Here is an 18,750-nt window from a genome sequence, read left to right as displayed (position 1 = left end):
AGCCGCCAGACCAAACCGCGCGATCCCTGCGCGGTAAGCTGCCCAGTGGCCCGGTCGACCCCGGAGGGTGAAGCGCGACGAGCAGGCCGAGACTAAAGCGAGCGCCAATCCACTACAACGGGCTACCGAGGGGAAAAGGTGCCTTTAGGAAAAGGACTACATAAACAACGGAAGAAAAGCTGTAGGACCTGCAAAATTTTCTGCAGATGTTGTCGGCTTAGGCCCATCGCGGGGCAAGTCGCATCGCCACACACAAGGGCCATGTTGGCCAGCATCGAGTGGAACCCGCTTCAAGCATCTGCCCTGCTCCAGCACTTCAGGCTACGATGACACCTCGCCCTCCAGGCCCAGCCACCGCCATGCCCAGACCGAGCAAAGTCACCGATCCGTCCTACGAGCTGATGGACGACCACGAAGGCGCCTCGCTGATCTACCGCCAGCACGGCTTCCCAAGCCCGCTGGTGCGCTGGCACTTTCACAAGGAATACGAACTGCACCTGATCGTCGCCAGCGCCGGCAAGGTGTTCATCGGCGACTACATCGGCAACTTCGCCCCCGACACGCTGTTTCTCACCGGCCCCAACCTGCCGCACAACTGGATCAGCCAGGTCGGCCCCGACGAAGTGGTGGGCAAGCGCGACATGCTGGTCAACTTCACCGACGAGGTGCTCGAGGACGGCGGCCAGGTGTTCTCCGAGCTCACCCAGCTTGCCCCGCTGCTGGCCCGGGCGCGCTATGGCATCGAGTTCCGCGACCCGGCGCTGATCCAGGAGAGCCGCCAGCTGCTGCAACGCATCGCCGACAGCCGCGGCATGACCCGCCTGGGATACTTTTTTATCCTCATGGAGCAGCTGGCCGCCTGTGACGACTACCAACTGCTGTCCACCGTCACCTCCTCGCAGCTGGCCGACGAGCACAATGTCGAGCGCATCAACCGGGCGGTGGACTACATCTTCCAGCACTACGCCCAGGACCTGAGCCAGAACGCGGTGGCCGAGCACCTGGGGATGACGCCGACGTACTTCTCGCGGTTCTTCAAGCAGGCCGCCGGGCGCGGCTTTGTCGAGTTCGTCAACCGGCTGCGGGTGAGCAAGTCGTGCGAGTTGCTGGCCAAGGGCGAGCTGCCGGTGACCGAGGTGTGCTTCGAGTCGGGGTTCAGCAACCTGTCGAACTTCAACCGGCGGTTTTTGCAGCTCAAGGGCATGACACCCTCCGATTACCGCAGCCTGGTGACGCAGCGGCTGACCGAGCAGAACCGGGGCTGAACGTCGTACGCGATCTCTTGTAGGAGCGGCCTTGTGTCGCGAAAGGGGCGCGCAGCGGCCCCGGCGATTGATGCGTCAAGGCTGAAATCCTGGGGCCGCTGCGCGGCCCTTTCGCGGCACAAGGCCGCTCCTACAGGGGGCGCGCGCACAGCAAAAAAGTATCAGTCCTGGTGCAGGCCAGGCTTTGTCGGCATCGCCGTACGCGGGTGTAATCGGCAGCGAGCGACACAAAAACAATAACGTCATCCCCGAGGGAGTTCACCGATGAACGACTCGATCAAGGCCTGCCTGGCCGCCGCCTGCCTCAGCCTGCCGCTGCACGTCCAGGCCGCCGAGACCCTGACCATCGCCACGGTCAACAACAACGACATGATCCGCATGCAGCGCCTGGCCAAGGTGTTCGAGCAGCAGCACCCGGACATCCAGCTCAAGTGGGTGGTGCTCGAAGAGAACGTGCTGCGTCAGCGCCTGACCACCGATATCGCCACCCAGGGCGGCCAGTTCGACGTGCTGACCATCGGCATGTACGAAGCCGCGCTGTGGGGCGTCAAGGGCTGGCTGGCACCAATGACCGACCTGCCCGCCGACTACCACCTCGAGGATGTATTCCCCTCGGTGCGCAACGGCCTGTCGGCCAACGGCACGCTGTACGCCCTGCCCTTCTACGCCGAAGCCTCGATCACCTACTACCGCAAGGACCTGTTCGAGAAAGCCGGGCTGAGCATGCCCGAGCAACCCACCTGGACCCAGCTCGGCGAGTTCGCCGCCAAGCTCAACCACCCCGACCAGGGCCAGTACGGCATCTGCCTGCGCGGCAAGGCCGGTTGGGGCGAAAACATGGCACTGATCGGCACCGTGGCCAACGCCTTCGGCGCGCGCTGGTTCAATGAGCAATGGCAGCCCGAGTTCAGCGGCAGCGAGTGGAAGAACGCGCTGAATTTCTATGTGAACACCCTCAAGCAATACGGCCCGCCCGGCGCCTCCAGCAACGGCTTCAACGAAAACCTCGCGCTGTTCAACAGCGGCAAGTGCGCGATGTGGGTCGATGCCAGCGTCGCCGGCTCGTTCGTCACCGACAAGACCCAGAGCAAGGTCGCCGACCAGGTCGGCTTCACCTTCGCGCCCAAGGAAGTCACCGACAAGGGCGCCACCTGGCTGTATTCCTGGGCGCTGGCGATCCCCACCAGCTCCAAGGCCAAGGACGCCGCCAGGACCTTCGCCACCTGGGCCACCTCCGAGGCCTACGGCAAGCTGGTGGCCGAGCAGGAAGGCGTGGCCAACGTGCCACCGGGCACCCGCGCCTCGACCTACAGCGACGCGTACCTGGCCGCCGCGCCGTTCGCCAAGGTCACGCTGGAATCGCTCAAGCGCGTCGACCCCAACCACCCCACCCTCAAGCCCGTGCCTTACGTGGGCATCCAGCTGGTGACCATCCCCGAGTTCCAGGCCATCGGCACCCAGGTCGGCAAGCTGTTCGCCGCCGCGCTCACCGGGCAGATGAAAGTGGACCAGGTGCTGGCCTCGGCCCAGCAGTCCACCGAACGCGAGATGAAACGCGCCGGTTACCCCAAGTAGCTCGCACCGCCGTAGACCGCGCCAGCCTGCGGCGCGGTGACCGCCCCTTTCCGAAGCACACGGAGTCGCCATGAATACCTCGGCCCTCGACACCCCGAGCCTCGCCACCGCGCGCCCCGGCAAACGCCGCGTCGGCCCCGGCTGGTTCCTGGTCAGCCCTTCGGTGGCGCTGCTGCTGTTGTGGATGATCGTGCCCCTGGGCATGACCCTGTATTTCTCGCTGATCCGCTACAACCTGCTGTACCCGGGCGAAAACCAGTTCGTGGGCCTTGAGAACTTCGCCTTCTTCGTCACCGACGCCGGCTTCATGCCCGGCGCCCTCAACACCCTGACCCTGGTCGGCAGCGTGCTGGCGATCAGCGTGGTGCTCGGCGTGCTGATCGCCGCGCTGCTGGAGGCCGGCGAGTTCTGGGGCCGCGGCGTGGTGCGGGTGCTGCTGATCTCGCCGTTCTTCATCATGCCCACGGTCAGCGCGCTGCTGTGGAAGAACCTGATCTTCCACCCGGTGTCGGGCATCCTCGCCGCCGTGTGGCGCCTGTTCGGCGCGCAACCGGTGGACTGGCTGGCGCACTACCCGCTGCTGTCGATCATCCTGATCGTGTCGTGGCAGTGGCTGCCATTCGCCATCCTGATTCTGATGACCGCCATGCAGTCGCTGGACCAGGAACAGAAGGAAGCCGCGCGCCTGGATGGCGCAGGCCCCTTGGCGATCTTCTGGCACCTGACCCTGCCGCACCTGGCGCGGCCGATCGCCGTGGTGGTGATGATCGAGACCATCTTCCTGCTGTCGGTGTTCGCCGAGATCTTCACCACCACCAGCGGCGGCCCCGGATACGCGTCCACCAACCTCGCCTACCTGATCTACAACCAGGCGCTGCTGCAGTTCGACGTCGGCATGGCCTCGGCCGGTGGCCTGATCGCCGTGCTGATCGCCAATATCGCCGCCATCGTGCTGGTTCGCATGATCGGCAAGAACCTCACCGCGCGCAGCTGAGGAGCCCGCCATGCTGACACTCAAGCAAACCCGCACCCTGAAGAACGCGCTGCTCGGCCTGCTGTGCTGGGCCATCGCCCTGGTGATCTTCTTCCCGATCTTCTGGATGTTGCTGACCAGCTTCAAGACCGAGCTGGACGCCTTCGCCACGCCGCCGCAGTTCATCTTTGCGCCGACGCTGGAGAACTACCTGCACATCAACGAGCGCAGCGACTACTTCGCCTACGCCTGGAACTCGGTGCTGATTTCGTTCTCCGCCACCTTGCTATGCATGCTGATCGCGGTGCCTGCGGCCTACTCGATGGCCTTCTTCGAGACCCGCCACACCAAGCGCACGCTGCTGTGGATGCTGTCGACCAAGATGCTGCCGCCGGTGGGCGTCTTGATGCCGATCTACCTGCTGGCCAAGCAGTTCGGCCTGCTGGATTCGCGCCTGGCGCTGATCATCGTCTACACCCTGATCAACCTGCCGATCGTGGTGTGGATGGTGTACACCTACTTCAAGGACATCCCCGTGGACATCCTCGAAGCCGCGCGGCTGGATGGCGCCGGCACCTGGCAGGAGATCGTCCGCGTGCTGCTGCCGATCGCCCGCGGCGGGCTGGCTTCGACCCTGCTGCTGTCGCTGATCCTGTGCTGGAACGAGGCGTTCTGGTCGCTGAACCTGACCTCGTCCGCCGCCGCGCCGTTGACGGCGCTGGTGGCTTCCTATTCGAGCCCTGAAGGGCTGTTCTGGGCCAAGCTCTCGGCCGTCTCGACCCTGGCCTGCGCGCCGATCCTGATCTTTGGCTGGATCAGCCAGAAGCAGTTGGTGCGCGGGCTTTCGTTTGGGGCTGTCAAATGATCCCGCTATCTGGGGCTGCTTTGCAGCCCTTTCGCGGCACAAGGCCGCTCCTACAACAGGGGCGCGCGATCTCCTGTAGGAGCGGCCTTGCGCCGCGAAAGGACCGCGAAGCGGTCCCAGCATCAGCAGCCTTCATACATGCCCAAAGGCCTTACCCCACTCCCCTGAAGGACACCCCCCATGGCTGACCTGAAAATCCGCAACCTGCACAAAGGCTTCGATGGCCACGCCATCATCAAGGGCATTGACCTGGACGTGCGCGACCGCGAGTTCGTGGTGTTCGTCGGCCCCTCCGGCTGCGGCAAGTCCACCCTGCTGCGCCTGATCGCCGGTCTCGAGGAGGTCAGCAGCGGCAGCATCACCCTCGACGGCGCCGACATCACCGACACCGCCCCGGCCAAGCGCGACCTGGCCATGGTGTTCCAGACCTACGCCCTGTATCCGCACATGACCGTGCGCAAGAACCTGTCGTTCGCCCTGGACCTGGCCGGGGTCGGCAAGCAGGAAGTCAGCGCCAAGGTCGACAACGCCGCGCGCATCCTCGAACTGCAACCGCTGCTCGAACGCAAGCCCCGCCAGCTCTCCGGCGGCCAGCGCCAGCGGGTGGCGATCGGCCGGGCGATCGTGCGCAATCCGAAGATCTTCCTGTTCGACGAGCCATTGTCCAACCTCGACGCCGCCCTGCGCGTGCAGATGCGCCTGGAACTGGCGCGGCTGCATCAGGAGCTGGCCGCGACCATGATCTACGTGACCCATGACCAGGTCGAGGCGATGACCCTGGCCGACAAGGTGGTGGTGCTCAACGGCGGGCGCATCGAGCAGGTCGGCTCGCCGCTGGAGCTGTACCACCATCCGGCCAATCTGTTTGTCGCGGGGTTTCTGGGGACACCGAAGATGGGCTTTTTGCGTGGGCACCTGAGTCGCAACCAGGGTAAACAGTGCGAGGTGGCGCTGGAGTGCGGCGCTCGCATCGCCTTGCCGCTGTGCGCGGGGGAGTTGCATACCGGCAGCCAGGTGACGCTGGGGATTCGTCCCGAGCATCTGAACATTGATCGCGCCGGGCAAGGTACCCAGGGCTCGTTGCAGGTGACTGCCGATGTCAGCGAACGACTGGGCAGCGACAGTTATTGCCATGTGCGCGCGGCCTCCGGAGAGATGCTGACCGTGCGGGTGCGCGGGGACTTTGCGCCGGGGTTTGGTGAGGGGTTGGAACTGAGCTTCGATCCGGGCCATTGCCATCTGTTTGATAGCAATGGGCAGGCGATCGACAAGCGATTGCGGCAGGTGGCCTGAGGTGTTCGGCGGGAGGGTTGTGGCGCCTATGAGATCGAGCGCCGCCCGCGCGGCGCATCGCGGCACAAGGCCGCTCCTACATCTGTTTCGGGCCAGTGAGTCCTGTAAGGGTACCTCTGCCCGCCTTGGCGCATGCCTTGAGACAGGTGGAGCGGCAGTGGTGCCCACGCTGAAAGCGCGTCGAGCCAACAAGGCGGACCAGGCAATGGCGCAGGATTGACTGGCCCGAAACAGATGTAGGAGCGGCCTTGTGCCGCGATGCGCCGCGCGGGCGGCGCTCGATCTCAAGAACGCCACAAGGCTCCCGCCAGGCACATCGCCGCCATCACGCGATCCACACATGACCTCCAAAGGGATGCTCCAGGATGAAATTGAACCACCCCAACCTCACCCAATTGCCCCCCTCCGTCGCCCGCCCCAGCTACGACCCAACCCAACTACGCCAGGGCATCGCCCACATCGGCGTCGGCGGCTTCCACCGCGCCCACCAGGCCGCCTACACCGACGCCCTGATGAACTGCGGCGAAGGCCTCGACTGGGCCATCTGCGGCGTCGGTTTGCGCAGTGAAGACCGCGCCATGCGCGACGCCCTGGCCGGCCAGGACCACCTCTACACCCTGTTCGAACTGGGCGACCAGCCCGACACCAAGGTACGCGCAATCGCCGCCATCAACGGCATGCTGCTGGCCGAGGACGGCGCCGAACCGCTGCTCGCCAAACTGGCCGAACCCGGCATCCGCATCGTCTCGCTGACCATCACCGAAGGCGGCTACTGCATCGACGACAGCACCGGCGAGTTCCGCGCCGACCTGCCACAGATCCAGCACGACCTGGCCAACCCGCAATCCCCGCAAAGCGTGTTCGGCTACCTCTGCGAAGCCCTGCGCCGCCGCCGCGAATCTGGCACCGGCCCGTTCACCGTAATGTCCTGCGACAACCTCCCGCACAACGGCGACGTCGCCCGCAAGGCCCTGTTGGCCTTCGCCCAGCGCCTCGACCCCGACCTGGCCGACTGGATCGCCAGCCACGTCAGCTTCCCCAACGCCATGGTCGACCGCATCACCCCGATGACCAGCCCCGCCCACTGCCAGCAACTGCGCGAGCGCCACGGCGTCGACGATGCCTGGCCGGTGGTGTGCGAGCCTTTTCTGCAATGGGTGGTGGAAGATAACTTCGTCGCCGGTCGCCCGGCCTGGGAAAAGGTCGGCGTGCAGTTCACCCGCGACGTCACCCCCTATGAAGAGATGAAGATCAAGCTGCTCAATGGCAGCCACCTGGCCCTCACCTACCTGGGCTTCCTGCAAGGCTACCGTTTCGTCCACGAAACCCTCGCCGACCCGCTGCTGCGCCGCTACATGCGCACCTTCATGGACCAGGACGTAACCCCGCAACTGGCCCCGGTGCCCGGCATTGATCTTGAGCGCTACAAGCAAAGCCTCGGCGAACGCTTCGCCAACCGCGCCATCGCCGACCAGCTGGAGCGCGTGTGCTCCGACGGCTCGTCGAAGTTCCCCAAGTTCATCGTGCCCACCGCCAACCGCCTGATCGCCGACGGCAAGCCGCTGGAGCGCGTGGCCCTGGTGGTGGCCGCCTGGGCCCTGTACCTGCGCGGCGAAGACGAGCACGGCAACCGCTACAGCATCCCCGACCCCCGCGCCGCCGACTGCCAGGCCCGGGTGGTGCAGCGCGACGGCCTGGCCGCCCGGGTACTGGGCGACGAGGCGATCTTCGGTAGCGCCATCCCTGCGTCCAAGGCTTTTGTCAGCGCCTTCGAGCGCCTGTACGACAGCTTGCGCGAAGTCGGCGTGGGTGAAACCCTGCGCCAGGTCCTCGGTGACTGATACGGAGTGTTTCGAAATGGACGGATTGTTCCTCGGCATCGACTGCGGCACCCAGGGCACCAAGGTCCTGGCGCTGGACGCCGGCAACGGCCAGGTGCTCGGCCTGGGCAGCGCCGCCCATGCGCCGCCCCAAGGCCGCGATGGCAGGCGCGAGCAGGCCCCCGCCGACTGGCTGGAGGCCCTGCGTGGGGCGGTGTCCGCTGCCTTGCGAGAAGCCCGTGTGGATGGCCAGGCGATCCGCGCACTGGCGGTGTCCGGCCAGCAGCACGGCCTGGTGATGCTCGACGCCCAGGGCCAGGTGCTGCGCCCGGCCAAGCTCTGGTGCGACACCGAGAGCGCGCCCGAGAACCAGACACTGCTCGATGCCCTCGGCGGCGCCCAAGGCTCGCTCGAACGCCTCGGGTTGGTGATCGCGCCGGGCTATACCCTGTCCAAATTACTGTGGACCAAGCGCAAACACCCCGAGCTGTTCGCCCGCCTCGCCCATGTCCTGCTGCCCCACGACTACCTGAATTACTGGCTGACCGGTCGTGCCTGCACGGAGCCCGGCGACGCCTCCGGCACCGGCTACTACGATGTGCGCCAAAGAACCTGGGCGCCCGATGTCCTTCAGCACATCGAGCCCGGCGAGCGTCTTTTGGCGGCGCTACCTGAGCTGGTCGAATCAGGCGATTGCATCGGCACCCTGCGCGAACAGATCGCCACTGCACTCGGCCTGAGCCCACAGACCTGGGTGGCCACGGGCGGCGGCGACAACATGCTCGGCGCCATCGGCACCGGCAATATCGCCCCCGGCATGATCACCCTGAGCCTCGGCACCTCCGGCACCCTGGCCGCCTACGCCGACCAGCCCCACGTCAGCGCCCAGGGCGAAGTCGCGACCTTCTGCGCCTCCAGCGGCGGCTGGCTGCCGTTGATCTGCACCATGAACCTCACCAGCGCCTGCGCCCTGGTGCGCGACCTGCTGGAGCTCGACCTCGACCGTTTCAGCGCCCTCGCCACCCAAGCCCCGATCGGCGCCGACGGCCTGCTGATGCTGCCCTTCTTCGACGGCGAACGCGTGCCCGCCTTGCCCGAAGCCACGGCCAGCCTGCACGGCATGACCAGCGCCAACCTGACCCGCGCCAACCTCTGCCGCGCCGTGCTCGAAGGCACCTGCTTCAGCCTGCGTTACGGCCTCGACCTGCTGCGCGCCAGCGGCCTGCCAGGCAGCGAAATCCGCCTGGTCGGCGGCGCGGCGAAAAGCCCGCTGTGGCGCCAGACACTGGCCGACCTGCTGGGCCTGCCGGTGGTATGCCCCCAACAGACCGAAGCCGCCGCCCTGGGCGCCGCGATCCAGGCCGCCTGGAGCCTCGGTCGCCAACTGGGCCAGGGCGACAGCCTCGAAACCCTGTGCAAACGCTGCGTCGCCCTCGACGAAAGCACCCGAACCCTGCCCCGCCCGGCGCAACAGGCCGAGTACGAGGCCGCCTATCAACGCTATCGGGAGCAACTGCCTGCACGCTGAGTGCGGGTATCCTTCCCTAATCTTTCGTTCTGGAGAACTGCATGTACCTGGTGTGTGGCGAGGCCCTGTTCGATGTCTTCAGCGTGGAAAACAGCAGCCGCAGCAGCGAGCTGGGGTTTACCGCGATTGCCGGCGGATCGCCGTTCAACGTGGCCGTCGGCCTGCGCCGGTTGGGCGTGGCGTCGGCGTTGTTTGGCGGGTTGTCCAGCGACTACCTCGGTGCCCGGCTACGCCGGGTGCTGGACGAGGAACGGGTGGACTGCCGCTACGTGGTGACCAGCGATGCACCGACCACCCTGGCCATGGTCGGGCTGGATGCCAATGGCTCGGCGCAGTATCAGTTTCGCGGTGAAGGGTGTGCGGACCGGCAGGTGACGCTGGCGCATCTGCCGGAGCTGGATGAGCGTGTGCGGGGGTTGCATGTGGGCTCCTACACCCTGGTGGTGAAGCCCGTGGCCGATACCCTGATGACGCTGGTAGAGCGCGAGCGGGACCGGCGGCTGATCAGCCTGGATCCGAATGTGCGGCTTGATCCGCAGCCGGATGTAGCGCTGTGGCGGCGGCAGGTGGAGGCTTTTGCCGGCCATGCGCATGTGATCAAGGCCAGTGAGGAAGACATCGCCTTGCTCTATCCGGGGCGGGAGACTCGTGATGTGGCGCGAGGCTGGCTTAACGAACGCTGCCGGTTGGTTTTTGTCACTCACGGTGCTGACGGTGCCAGTGTGCATTGCGCACAGGGTTCATGGCAGCGCCCGGCGGATACCTCATTGCCGGTACACGACACCGTTGGCGCCGGTGACACCTTCCAAGCCGCCGTGCTCGCCCACCTGGCTCGCCTCGGTGCAGACAGCCCGGCCGGTGTGGCGAAGCTCCCCCATGAAACCATTGATGCAATCCTCGCCTACGCGATCCATGCCGCCGCGATCACCTGCTCACGGGCAGGCCCGGATCTGCCTTTCGAACGCGAACTGCCGCCCATGCGCTCATGATGCCAGCAGCCTGGGCTGGCCCCGCGATGAGGCACGCCCAGGCTGTCCATGAGCGCCAGCGCTCTCAGTTGTTCGGTGCGCCACTGGCGATCCAGGCCTGCACGGCCTGTATCAGCTGGGTGTCGGCTTGCGCCTGGCCGAAAGGCATCGCCACACCCTTGCCCCCCACCGACAACTGGTCGCCTGTGAGTTTGTGCAGCAGATAGCTGGCCTGCGGATCGCCGGGCACGACACGCTTGAGCGTGCTTTGTACCGAAGCGATGCCCACCAGCTGCCGATAGGCGCTACCGCGCTGCAACACCAGATCTTCCGGGGCCGAACCCTGCAGATGGCAAGACACGCAATAGGTGTCGAGCATGGGCTGGATAGTCTTCCTGAAACTCGGCACCTCGTCGGCCAGCACCGGCGAGGCAGACGTCACCAGTGCACACAGCCATGCCACGCGCCAACGCCGCGCGCAAACGCCGATGCCGTCCATTCATGCCTCCCTGATCGGTTCGCGGGCCGCGTGGTCGCCGGCCAGGCGACCGAACGTCATGGCCGTGCCAAGGGTCGCCCCCGCCGCCCAGTAGGTATCGTGGGCGGGGCTGGCGATGCAGTTGCCGGCACCATACAGGCCAGGGATGGGCTGGTCATCGTAGCCGAGCACACGGCCATGGCTGTCGATTACCGGACCGCCATTGGTATCCAGCGTCACCGGGCACATGATGATCGCGTAGTACGGCCCCTTGCCCGCCAGCGGAAACATGGTGAAGTTTTCCTTTTCGTTGGCCGGGTGGCGCGGGTCCTTGCGCGGGGGGCTGGGGTAGAAATACATGTAGTCGCGGTCGTAGGCGAACTTGCCGCGCTGGTGGTCCTCGTCGCTGCCGCTCTCGGCGAAGCGGTTGAAACGCGCCAAGGTCTCCTTCATCTGCGTGGCGAAGCCCGGGTCCAGGCGCAAGCCACCAGTGTGACTGGCCAGCGAGGCCAGGCGTTCATCGAGGGCCTTGGCCAGCTCGGCGAAAGTCTCGCCGCGCAGCACATAACGCTCGGTGGTACCCGGCGCCGGAATGGGGGGATGACCGGCAAACAGGTCGGCCGTGCGCTGGTCGTAGACCATGAACATCAGCAGGTTGGGATAGCTGGCGGTGCTCGGGTCCCAGGTGAAATGAACCTTCGAGCGGTCATGGTAGTTGCGCTTCTCGTTGACCACGCGACGCCCGTAGCGGTTGACCAGGATCATGCTGTCGCCTGGCGGTACCCAGATTTCCCGAGGTACGCTGGGGAAGGCGATGGCTTCCTCGAGCAGGGTCTGGGCACGCCAGGCGCCACCCATGTTGCCCAGCTGTGCACCGATGGCACCGCCGATGCGGATGAAATCGCCCGTGCAGGTGGGGATGCCGCAGCCACCGAACACCGGGTTGACCTGATACTGGGCGCGCAACTGGCGGTTGGCGGTATAGCCGCCCGTACCGAAGACGACCCCTCGGCGCGCACGCAGCAGCACCTGGCGTGGCTCGTCGTTGTCGTCCAGGGTGGACACCTGCAGGCCAATGACTTCGCCACGGGCGTTGGTCAGCAGGCGTTCGGCGCTGCTGGCCAGGCGCACCGGGATTGCGCGGCTGTCGAGCGCGCCACGCAGTTGGCGCATGAGCTCCGCTCCCAGGCCGAGACTGTTGTCCGGCTGCTTCGGCCCCAGCGCCCGGCCGCGCAGGCCAACCGAGCCGGCGATGACGTCACCGTAGTCGGGCTGGTCAGGCACATCGTCCGGGAAGATCGAGTAACGCATCGACTGCAGCGCATTCATCTGCGCGAGCTTGTCGATGGTCGGCGACGCTTCGCGATAGAAGGTGCGCATCAGCTCATACGTGGCTTGCGGGATGCCCAGGGTGGGATGATCCGGGTTGAACAGCTGGGGGTAGCTGTAGCGGGCCATGTAGGCCAGGCAGGCGGCCTCGCTGTCCGCAAGTCCCTTGGCCTTCATGTGGAAGTTGTCGGGAATCCAGTAGGCGCCGCCCGACTTGGCCGAGGTGCCACCGAAGAACGGAGCTTTCTCCAGCACCACGACCTTGGCACCGGCCTCATGGGCAAACAGTGCGGCGCTGACACCGGCGGCACCACTGCCGACGACGATGACATCGAACTCCTCGTGCCACTGCGGGGATTGTGGCGTGGCCGCCCGGGCGCTGGCGGCCATGCCCAGGGAGGAGACGGCGGCACCGGCGGCGCTGGCCTTGAGCAGCGAGCGCCGGGAAATACGCGAAGCATTCTTGGACATGCGGGTTGTTCCTTGATTCGAGAGCTGCGACGTGAGCGCGATCAGAAGCAGGCGCGTACCACACCACCGTCCACGCGTAGGGCGGATCCATTGATCGAGGCGGCCTGCTCGCTGCAGACGAAGGCCACCGCCGAGCCGATCTCGGCCGGCTCCTGGAAGCGCTGGATCAGCGAGCTGGGGCGCAGGGTGCGGAAGTATTCCTCGGTGAAGGCTTCCAGGTTGCCGCCGCCCAGGCCCTGGACGAAATCGCGCACACCGTCGGTCAGGGTCGGTCCGGGCAGCACGGAGTTGACCGTGACACCGGTGGCGGCGCAGGTCTCGGCCAGGCCGCGGGCAATGGCCAGCTGGGCGGTCTTGGTCATGCCATAGTGGATCATTTCCCTGGGAATCTGGATGGCGCTTTCACTGCTGATGAACACGATCCGCCCCCAGTTGCGCTGCTTCATGCCGGCCAGGTACTGACGCGACAGACGCACTCCGCTTAGCACGTTGATGTCGAAGATCTCCTGCCATTGCTCGTCGCTGATCTCGTCGAACTCGGCGGCTCCGTACACCCCCAGGTTGTTGACCACGATGTCGACCTGAGGATGCGCCTGGTGCAGGCGCTGAACCGCATTGGCACGACTGAGGTCCGCAACGAACGGGATCAGTTCGGCCTGGTGCTCGCCGACGCGTTGGCGAAGGCCGGCAATGGCGGTATGCACAGCATCGGCGTCACGGCCATTGATGATCACGTTGACGCCTTCGGCATACAGTGCCTCGGCAATGGCCAGGCCGATGCCTTTGCTCGATCCGGAGACGACGGCCAGGCGGGGTTGACTGAACAGTTTCATGCAAGCTCCTTGTGCAGGTGTTCGTGAGTGCTGTGGGTGCGCGCCGTGGGCAGGAGTTGCTCGAGCACCTGCGCCAGTACCTGGCGCGGCGTCCCTTCGGCCTTGGCGGCCCAGGCGACATGGCCGTCCGGGCGGACCAGGGCCAGGTCGGTGTCGGTGAAGCCCACGCGGTTACGCAGGTCGAAGTAGATATCGTCGAAGCCGTCGGCTGCGCTCAGGCGCAGCCCGTGCAGGGGTATGCCGCGCGCTCGGGCCAGCTCGCCCGCCGCCTCGACCCAGGCACCTGCCTGACTGCCGGCAATCAGGGTGAAGCGGCCCTTGCCCAGCAGGGCCAGGGTCGACACGCGCTCGCCCCGACGCGTCACCCAGGCATGGGGGAAGCGTGCGCCGGCGACCACCTGCGAATGGTAGGCGCCCGCCAGTTCGTCGAGCGGTTCGGGCGGCGCGTCGGCCGCTTCGAGGATGGCGGCGGAGCGATAACGCAGATTGCTTTCGACGCCGAGACAGTTGAACTCGTAGTTCTTTTGCCAGATGGCCTGGGCCAGACGCTCACGGACCTGAGCACCGCCGACGTCGTCAGCGAATACCGCCTGCAGGTCCAACTGCCCCTGCTGGCCGTCCGGCTCGAGCACCGCCAGCAGCTCACGGGTCTGACCGATGCTGCGGATCGCCCGGGTGACGATCTGGCGGCCGATCGGCGCACGCTCATCACTGTAGCTGTGAAGCAGGCGTGGAGCGGCGATGCCCTTGAGCACGTAGGCAAGCTTCCAGGCCAGGTTGTAGGCGTCCTGGATCGAGGTGTTCGAGCCCAGGCCGTTGTTCGGTGGATGCCGGTGCACCGAGTCGCCGGCACAGAACACCCGCCCGCTGGCGTACTCGGTGGCATAGGCGCGGTTGACGGTCCAGGTGGAAATCGAGCTGATGTCCGGCTCGACATCGTCGGTCCCCAGGACCTTGCGAATGATGTCCGCCGCTTCGGCATTGCCCAGGCGCGGGGCCGGCTGGTTGATGTCGTAGCTCCAGACGCACAGCCATTCATTCCACGGGCGCACCATGCGCAGCAGGCCGACCCCCAGCCCGCCGATACGGGCTTCCGGGTTGAGCATCCAGAAAAGGGCGCTGGGGCGGTGGGCGACGTAGCGGCTGAGGTCGGCCTTGAACAGGATGTTGATGCTGCCGGCCAGGCCCATCTCGCCGGACATCGGTAGCCCGATGGCTTCGGCCACACGACTGCGGCCGCCATCGGCACCGATCAGGTACTTGGCGCGAATGGCGAACTGCTCGCCGGTCAGGTGGTCGAGCACCTGGGCCGTGACGCCCTCCTCGTCCTGCTCGAGCGAGAGGAACTCGCTGCTGAAACGGATTTTCGCCCCGGCCTTGACCGCGTTGGCCACCAGCACCGGCTCCAGGAAATTCTGCGGGATATCGCAGATTTCGTGGGGGCTGGTGAGGCGGTATTCCGACAGACGCTCGGGGGCCGCGCCCCAGGAGCGGATGCGTCCGATCTCGCGTCCGGTCAGCGACTCGCAGAGGATGCTGTCACCGATCAGGTGATTGGGCACGGCATCGCGCAGTGCTTCCTCGACCACTCCGGCGTCGTCGAGGATCTCCATGGTGCGCTGGTTCATGATGTGCGCGCGTGGGGTATCGGCCAGCCAGGGGTATTTGGTCACCACCAGGGTCTGGATACCGTGGCGGGCGAGAAACAGCGCGGCCGAGGCGCCGGCCGGGCCGCTGCCGATGACGAGGACTTCGGTTTCAATCATGGTCTCTTCCTTGAACGTGTGGGCACTGCCCGCACGCGACAGGCTTCAGGGGCGTGGTCAAGCGAACTTCTGTGCCAGGCGCAGGGCCAGTTCCAGCGATTGCTCACGATTCAGGCGTGGATCCACGCTGCTGCGGTAGTTGCGCGGCAGGTCGGCTTCGGTGAGGTTGCCCGCGCCGCCCAGGCATTCGGTGACGGCTTCGCCGGACATCTCCAGATGCACGCCACCCAGGTGACTGCCGTGGGCGGCATGCAACTCGGCGGCCTGTTCCAGCTCGGCGAGAATGTGCTCGAAGTAGCGGGTCTTGTAGCCGTTGCCGAGACTGCAGGTATTGCCGTGCATCGGGTCACACACCCACAACACGCGACGTCCCTCGCGACGCACCGCGTCGATCAGCGCAGGCAAGGCGTTGCCAATGGTTTGTGCGCCCATGCGGGTGATCAGGGTGAGACGGCCAGGTTCGTCGTCCGGATTGAGGCGTTCGATCAGGCGTAGCAACTGGTCGCTGCCGGTTGCCGGCCCAACCTTGACCGCGATCGGGTTTTCGATGCCGCGCAGGTATTCGACATGGGCCCCCTCGAGGTCGGCGGTACGCACACCGATCCACGGGAAGTGGGTCGACAGGTTGAACCAGCCATGATGGGACGGCACGTAGTGCGTCAGTGCCTGTTCATAGGGCAGCAGCAGGGCTTCATGGGAGATATGCAGGTGCGCCGATGGCTCGCTGCCGCCACCCTCCTGGCGCAAGGCCTCGAGCAGTTGCAAGGCTTCGCGCAGGGAGCCCAGCAAGCGTTCCTGGGCATCGGCCCGGGGGCTCTGGCGCAGCCAGTCGAAGGCCCAGCGCGACGGCTGGTACAGGTCGGCAAAGCCTTTGCGCATCAGCGCGCGGGCCAGGTTCAGGGTCAGTGCCGAGCGGGCATGAGCCTGCAGCATGCGCTGCGGATCGGGTTCGCGCGCACTGGCTTCGAAACGGTGCCCGTTGACGATATCGCCGCGGTACACCGGCAGTTCGACGCCATCGATGCATTCGCTGTCGGCCGAGCGTGGCTTGGCATATTGGCCTGCCAGACGCCCGACACGGATGATCGGGCGACGCAGGCCATGGGTCAGCAGCAGCCCCATTTGCTCCATATGTTCCAGGCGCGTGTGTATCGCCGCGCCGGTGCAGTCCTCGAAGCGTTCGGCACAATCGCCGCCTTGCAGCAGGAACAGCTTGCCTTCCTGGGCTCGCGCCAGCGCCTGCTTGAGCTGGACCACTTCCTCGGCCATGACCAGCGCCGGCTGCCGGGCGAGCTCCTCCAGGGCCTGCTCCATGGCCTGGCGGTCGGCATAGCGGGGTTGCTGCAGGGCGACCCGTTGTTGCCACGACGCCGGTGACCAGTCGGGATCACGGCGTGGTTCAGCGATATCGGCAGTGAACGGCACCGTTGCGCTGCGCGAAGGAGGAACAGCGTCTTGCAGATTCAGAGAAACCATGGGGATCCTGCTCTCAAGTTGGGTGGACGAAGGCACTGCACTCACAGATGTTGCGTCAGCGCTCCGGCAGGCCGGGCAAGGGGCCGTGCAGCGGGAGACGGGGCACGGCCCTCGTGGTGCCAGAAGCCTGACAGGAAGCACTCGGCAATCAGCAGCGGCGCGCCGTGACGGTGGAACAGCGAGCGTCGCGCCAGCCAAGGACCGCTGTCGTCAAGGCAGCGCGACAGCCTGCCCAAGGGCTCGTCCAGGGCCAGCACGCCCCATTCGAACGGCCCTCGGACGATGTCCGGGTCCTGATACAGCATCATGCCCAGAGGCTGGGAGCCGTAACCGTCAAGCACCGCCCAACCCTGGTCGAGGGCACCGAGCGGAGCGATGCTGCGCGCCAGCACACAGGGGCGTTGATCAAGGCGCATCAGCACCGTGCGCACCCACAGCGGGGTGCCGGCGGCGATGCCCAACGCCTGGGCATCGGCGACGCAGGCCTGGGTCGGGTACTGATCGATCAGCTCGAGGCGATATTGGCCCAGCGCCTTGAGGTGCAGGGTCAGCGAGCCGGGCAGGAACAGCCAGTGGCATTGTTCGGTGGAAAGCCAGGGCAAGGGCGCACGCTGCCACTGGGTGCACGAGTCGGTGTTCATCACTTGAATCCCTTCAAGAGGCGCGCAAGGCGGTGGTCAGGCGCAGGTAGTCCGTGGAGTGTTCGTCTGGGTCACGCTGGCATAGTCCGGCAAGGCCAGGCGGCGGGCTTCGGCAAAACTCATCAAGGCGTCAAAGTCGGCGAACGGCAGGCCATCGGCACGCCGGTCGGCCTCGTGGATCAGCGCGTCGGGCAGCTCTTGGCGGTCGCCGAGCACGATGGCCGAGGTCAGCGGTTTGCGCTGGGCCTCGTACTGCTGCAGGGCCTGCTCCAGTGAATCGCCGCTGGCCAGTGCCTCTGCCAGGCAGTGGGCATCGAGAATGGCCTGGCCGGCACCGTTGGAGCCCACCGGCACCATGGGGTGCGCGGCGTCGCCGATCAGGGTGATGCGCCCCACCGTCCAGCGTGGCAGCGGATCGCGGTCGGCCATCGGTGTCTGGATGATCGGCTGGTTGCTGCGCATGAGCAATTGCGGGATGTCCAGCCAGTCGAAACTGCGCGAAGCGAAGAAACGCGCCAGGTCCTCGAGGCGGTCGGGGGCGAACTCCGGGTCGTGCTCGAACAGCGCACGGTCCAGTTCGGCGACCCAGTTGATCAGTTGCTCGCCACGTTCGTTGACCTGGTCGCGAATGGGGTAGATCACCAGCTTGCCATGTGCTGGCACACCGATGCGCACCATGCTGGCACCGCTCAGGAACGGCGGCGCCACCGTCACCCCGCGCCACATGTGCACGGCCCGGTCGACCGGGGCCAGGTGCTCGCCGAACAGGCTGCGACAGACCTGCGAACGCACGCCGTCCGCACCGATCAGCGCACTGCAGTGCACCTGGACCAGGGGGGCCTGCGGCCCTTGGGAAAAGGTTGCGATCACACCCTGGTCATCCTGGACGACATCGCGCAGCGTGTGCCCGGTCAGCAGGAAGTCGGCGCCCAGGCGTTGGCGGGCGGCGTCCAGCAGGGTCTGCTGAAGCACCCCGCGGTGAATGGACAGCTGCGGCACCGAGTGACCGTTGCGCAGCCCCAGCGGCAGGCTGTGCAGGCGTTGGCCATATCGGTTGAAGAACACCATCTCCTGGGTGGTGACGGCATTTTCCTGCAACTTTTCCAGCAAGCCAAGTTCGGCAAACACTTTCATCGCATAGGGCTGAAGGTTCAAACCTACGCCCAGCGGCTCAATGGTTTTTGCCGACTCGTAAACTTTTACCCGGAAGCCTTTTTTATGCAGTGAGAGTGCGAGCGTAAGCCCTGCTATCCCCGCGCCGACAATAATCATTTGATTCATGACGTGCTCTACGCGCTGTATGGAGTTTAAGTATTGAATTGTTCTATTTGTTCCCAGGAATCCTAGCATGTGCATTTTTTTATAATCAAGGCGTTGATTTCAGTTGTTTATTCCAGTGATTTTTGAATATTTTTCCACAATTTAGGCGTTTCCAGGCCGGCCGTTGCGGAAACGACAAAACTGTTTCA

Annotated in this window: 15 protein-coding genes; 8 read left to right on the top strand and 7 right to left on the bottom strand. The window is 65.7% G+C overall.

Going from position 1 to position 18,750, the window contains the following annotated elements; translation table 11 throughout:
• Positions 1-359: 359 nt before the first annotated feature.
• The 8 genes from NMG10_RS17635 (at position 360) to NMG10_RS17600 (ending at position 10,308) form a co-directional block, all read left to right on the top strand.
• On the top strand, positions 360-1,265 hold the full coding sequence (locus tag NMG10_RS17635; protein ID WP_232857120.1) for an AraC family transcriptional regulator: 906 nt from the start codon (positions 360-362) through the stop codon (positions 1,263-1,265).
• A 264-nt stretch (positions 1,266-1,529) separates the two neighbouring features.
• Positions 1,530-2,840 (top strand): sugar ABC transporter substrate-binding protein, encoded by a 1,311-nt coding sequence (locus NMG10_RS17630; protein WP_254464816.1) that lies wholly within the window; start codon positions 1,530-1,532, stop codon positions 2,838-2,840.
• 70 nt (positions 2,841-2,910) lie between these two features.
• The gene (locus NMG10_RS17625; protein ID WP_203647207.1) at positions 2,911-3,834 is read left to right on the top strand and encodes a carbohydrate ABC transporter permease; all 924 of its coding nucleotides are present in this window, start codon (positions 2,911-2,913) and stop codon (positions 3,832-3,834) included.
• 10 nt (positions 3,835-3,844) lie between these two features.
• On the top strand, positions 3,845-4,678 hold the full coding sequence (locus tag NMG10_RS17620; RefSeq protein WP_011533227.1) for a carbohydrate ABC transporter permease: 834 nt from the start codon (positions 3,845-3,847) through the stop codon (positions 4,676-4,678).
• 180 nt (positions 4,679-4,858) lie between these two features.
• Positions 4,859-5,971 carry an ABC transporter ATP-binding protein gene (locus NMG10_RS17615; RefSeq protein ID WP_254464815.1) on the top strand — a complete coding sequence of 371 codons (1,113 nt, stop codon included), beginning with the start codon at positions 4,859-4,861 and terminating at the stop codon, positions 5,969-5,971.
• A gap of 365 nt (positions 5,972-6,336) precedes the next feature.
• Positions 6,337-7,812 (top strand): mannitol dehydrogenase family protein, encoded by a 1,476-nt coding sequence (locus NMG10_RS17610; protein ID WP_254464814.1) that lies wholly within the window; start codon positions 6,337-6,339, stop codon positions 7,810-7,812.
• Positions 7,813-7,828: 16 nt separating this feature from the next.
• Complete coding sequence (gene xylB, locus NMG10_RS17605; protein ID WP_254464813.1) at positions 7,829-9,319, top strand: xylulokinase; 1,491 nt, start codon at positions 7,829-7,831, stop codon at positions 9,317-9,319.
• Between the two features lie 41 nt (positions 9,320-9,360).
• Complete coding sequence (locus NMG10_RS17600) at positions 9,361-10,308, top strand: carbohydrate kinase (protein WP_254464812.1); 948 nt, start codon at positions 9,361-9,363, stop codon at positions 10,306-10,308.
• Between the two features lie 64 nt (positions 10,309-10,372).
• Here NMG10_RS17600 and NMG10_RS17595 read toward each other — a convergent pair whose 3' ends face one another.
• Genes NMG10_RS17595 through NMG10_RS17565 form a run of 7 tightly spaced genes read right to left on the bottom strand, consistent with a single transcriptional unit; the run spans position 10,373 to position 18,553 of the window.
• A complete protein-coding gene (locus NMG10_RS17595; protein ID WP_232857126.1) occupies positions 10,373-10,786 on the bottom strand; it encodes a hypothetical protein in 414 nt (137 codons plus the stop codon).
• Complete coding sequence (locus NMG10_RS17590; RefSeq protein ID WP_232857127.1) at positions 10,787-12,565, bottom strand: FAD-dependent oxidoreductase; 1,779 nt, start codon at positions 12,563-12,565, stop codon at positions 10,787-10,789. It abuts the gene before it with no gap.
• 41 nt (positions 12,566-12,606) lie between these two features.
• A complete protein-coding gene (locus tag NMG10_RS17585) occupies positions 12,607-13,398 on the bottom strand; it encodes an SDR family NAD(P)-dependent oxidoreductase (RefSeq protein ID WP_254464811.1) in 792 nt (263 codons plus the stop codon).
• Positions 13,395-15,164, bottom strand: a complete 1,770-nt coding sequence (locus NMG10_RS17580) for an FAD-dependent monooxygenase (RefSeq protein ID WP_203647219.1) — start codon at positions 15,162-15,164, stop codon at positions 13,395-13,397. The genes NMG10_RS17585 and NMG10_RS17580 overlap by 4 nt, the downstream gene beginning before the upstream one ends.
• A gap of 57 nt (positions 15,165-15,221) precedes the next feature.
• Positions 15,222-16,640: a 3-deoxy-7-phosphoheptulonate synthase class II gene (locus NMG10_RS17575; protein WP_203647221.1), complete on the bottom strand. Its 1,419-nt coding sequence runs from the start codon at positions 16,638-16,640 to the stop codon at positions 15,222-15,224.
• A 41-nt stretch (positions 16,641-16,681) separates the two neighbouring features.
• Positions 16,682-17,281: a chorismate lyase gene (locus NMG10_RS17570; protein ID WP_232857128.1), complete on the bottom strand. Its 600-nt coding sequence runs from the start codon at positions 17,279-17,281 to the stop codon at positions 16,682-16,684.
• Between the two features lie 36 nt (positions 17,282-17,317).
• Positions 17,318-18,553 (bottom strand): FAD-dependent monooxygenase, encoded by a 1,236-nt coding sequence (locus tag NMG10_RS17565; protein ID WP_232857157.1) that lies wholly within the window; start codon positions 18,551-18,553, stop codon positions 17,318-17,320.
• Positions 18,554-18,750 lie beyond the last annotated feature (197 nt).

Source organism: Pseudomonas sp. DVZ6 (assembly GCF_024259445.1).
In the GTDB taxonomy this organism is placed as follows: domain Bacteria; phylum Pseudomonadota; class Gammaproteobacteria; order Pseudomonadales; family Pseudomonadaceae; genus Aquipseudomonas; species Aquipseudomonas peradeniyensis.
The sequence above is the reverse complement of the archived record's forward strand: the minus strand, read 5'-3'. Positions and strand labels throughout refer to the sequence as shown.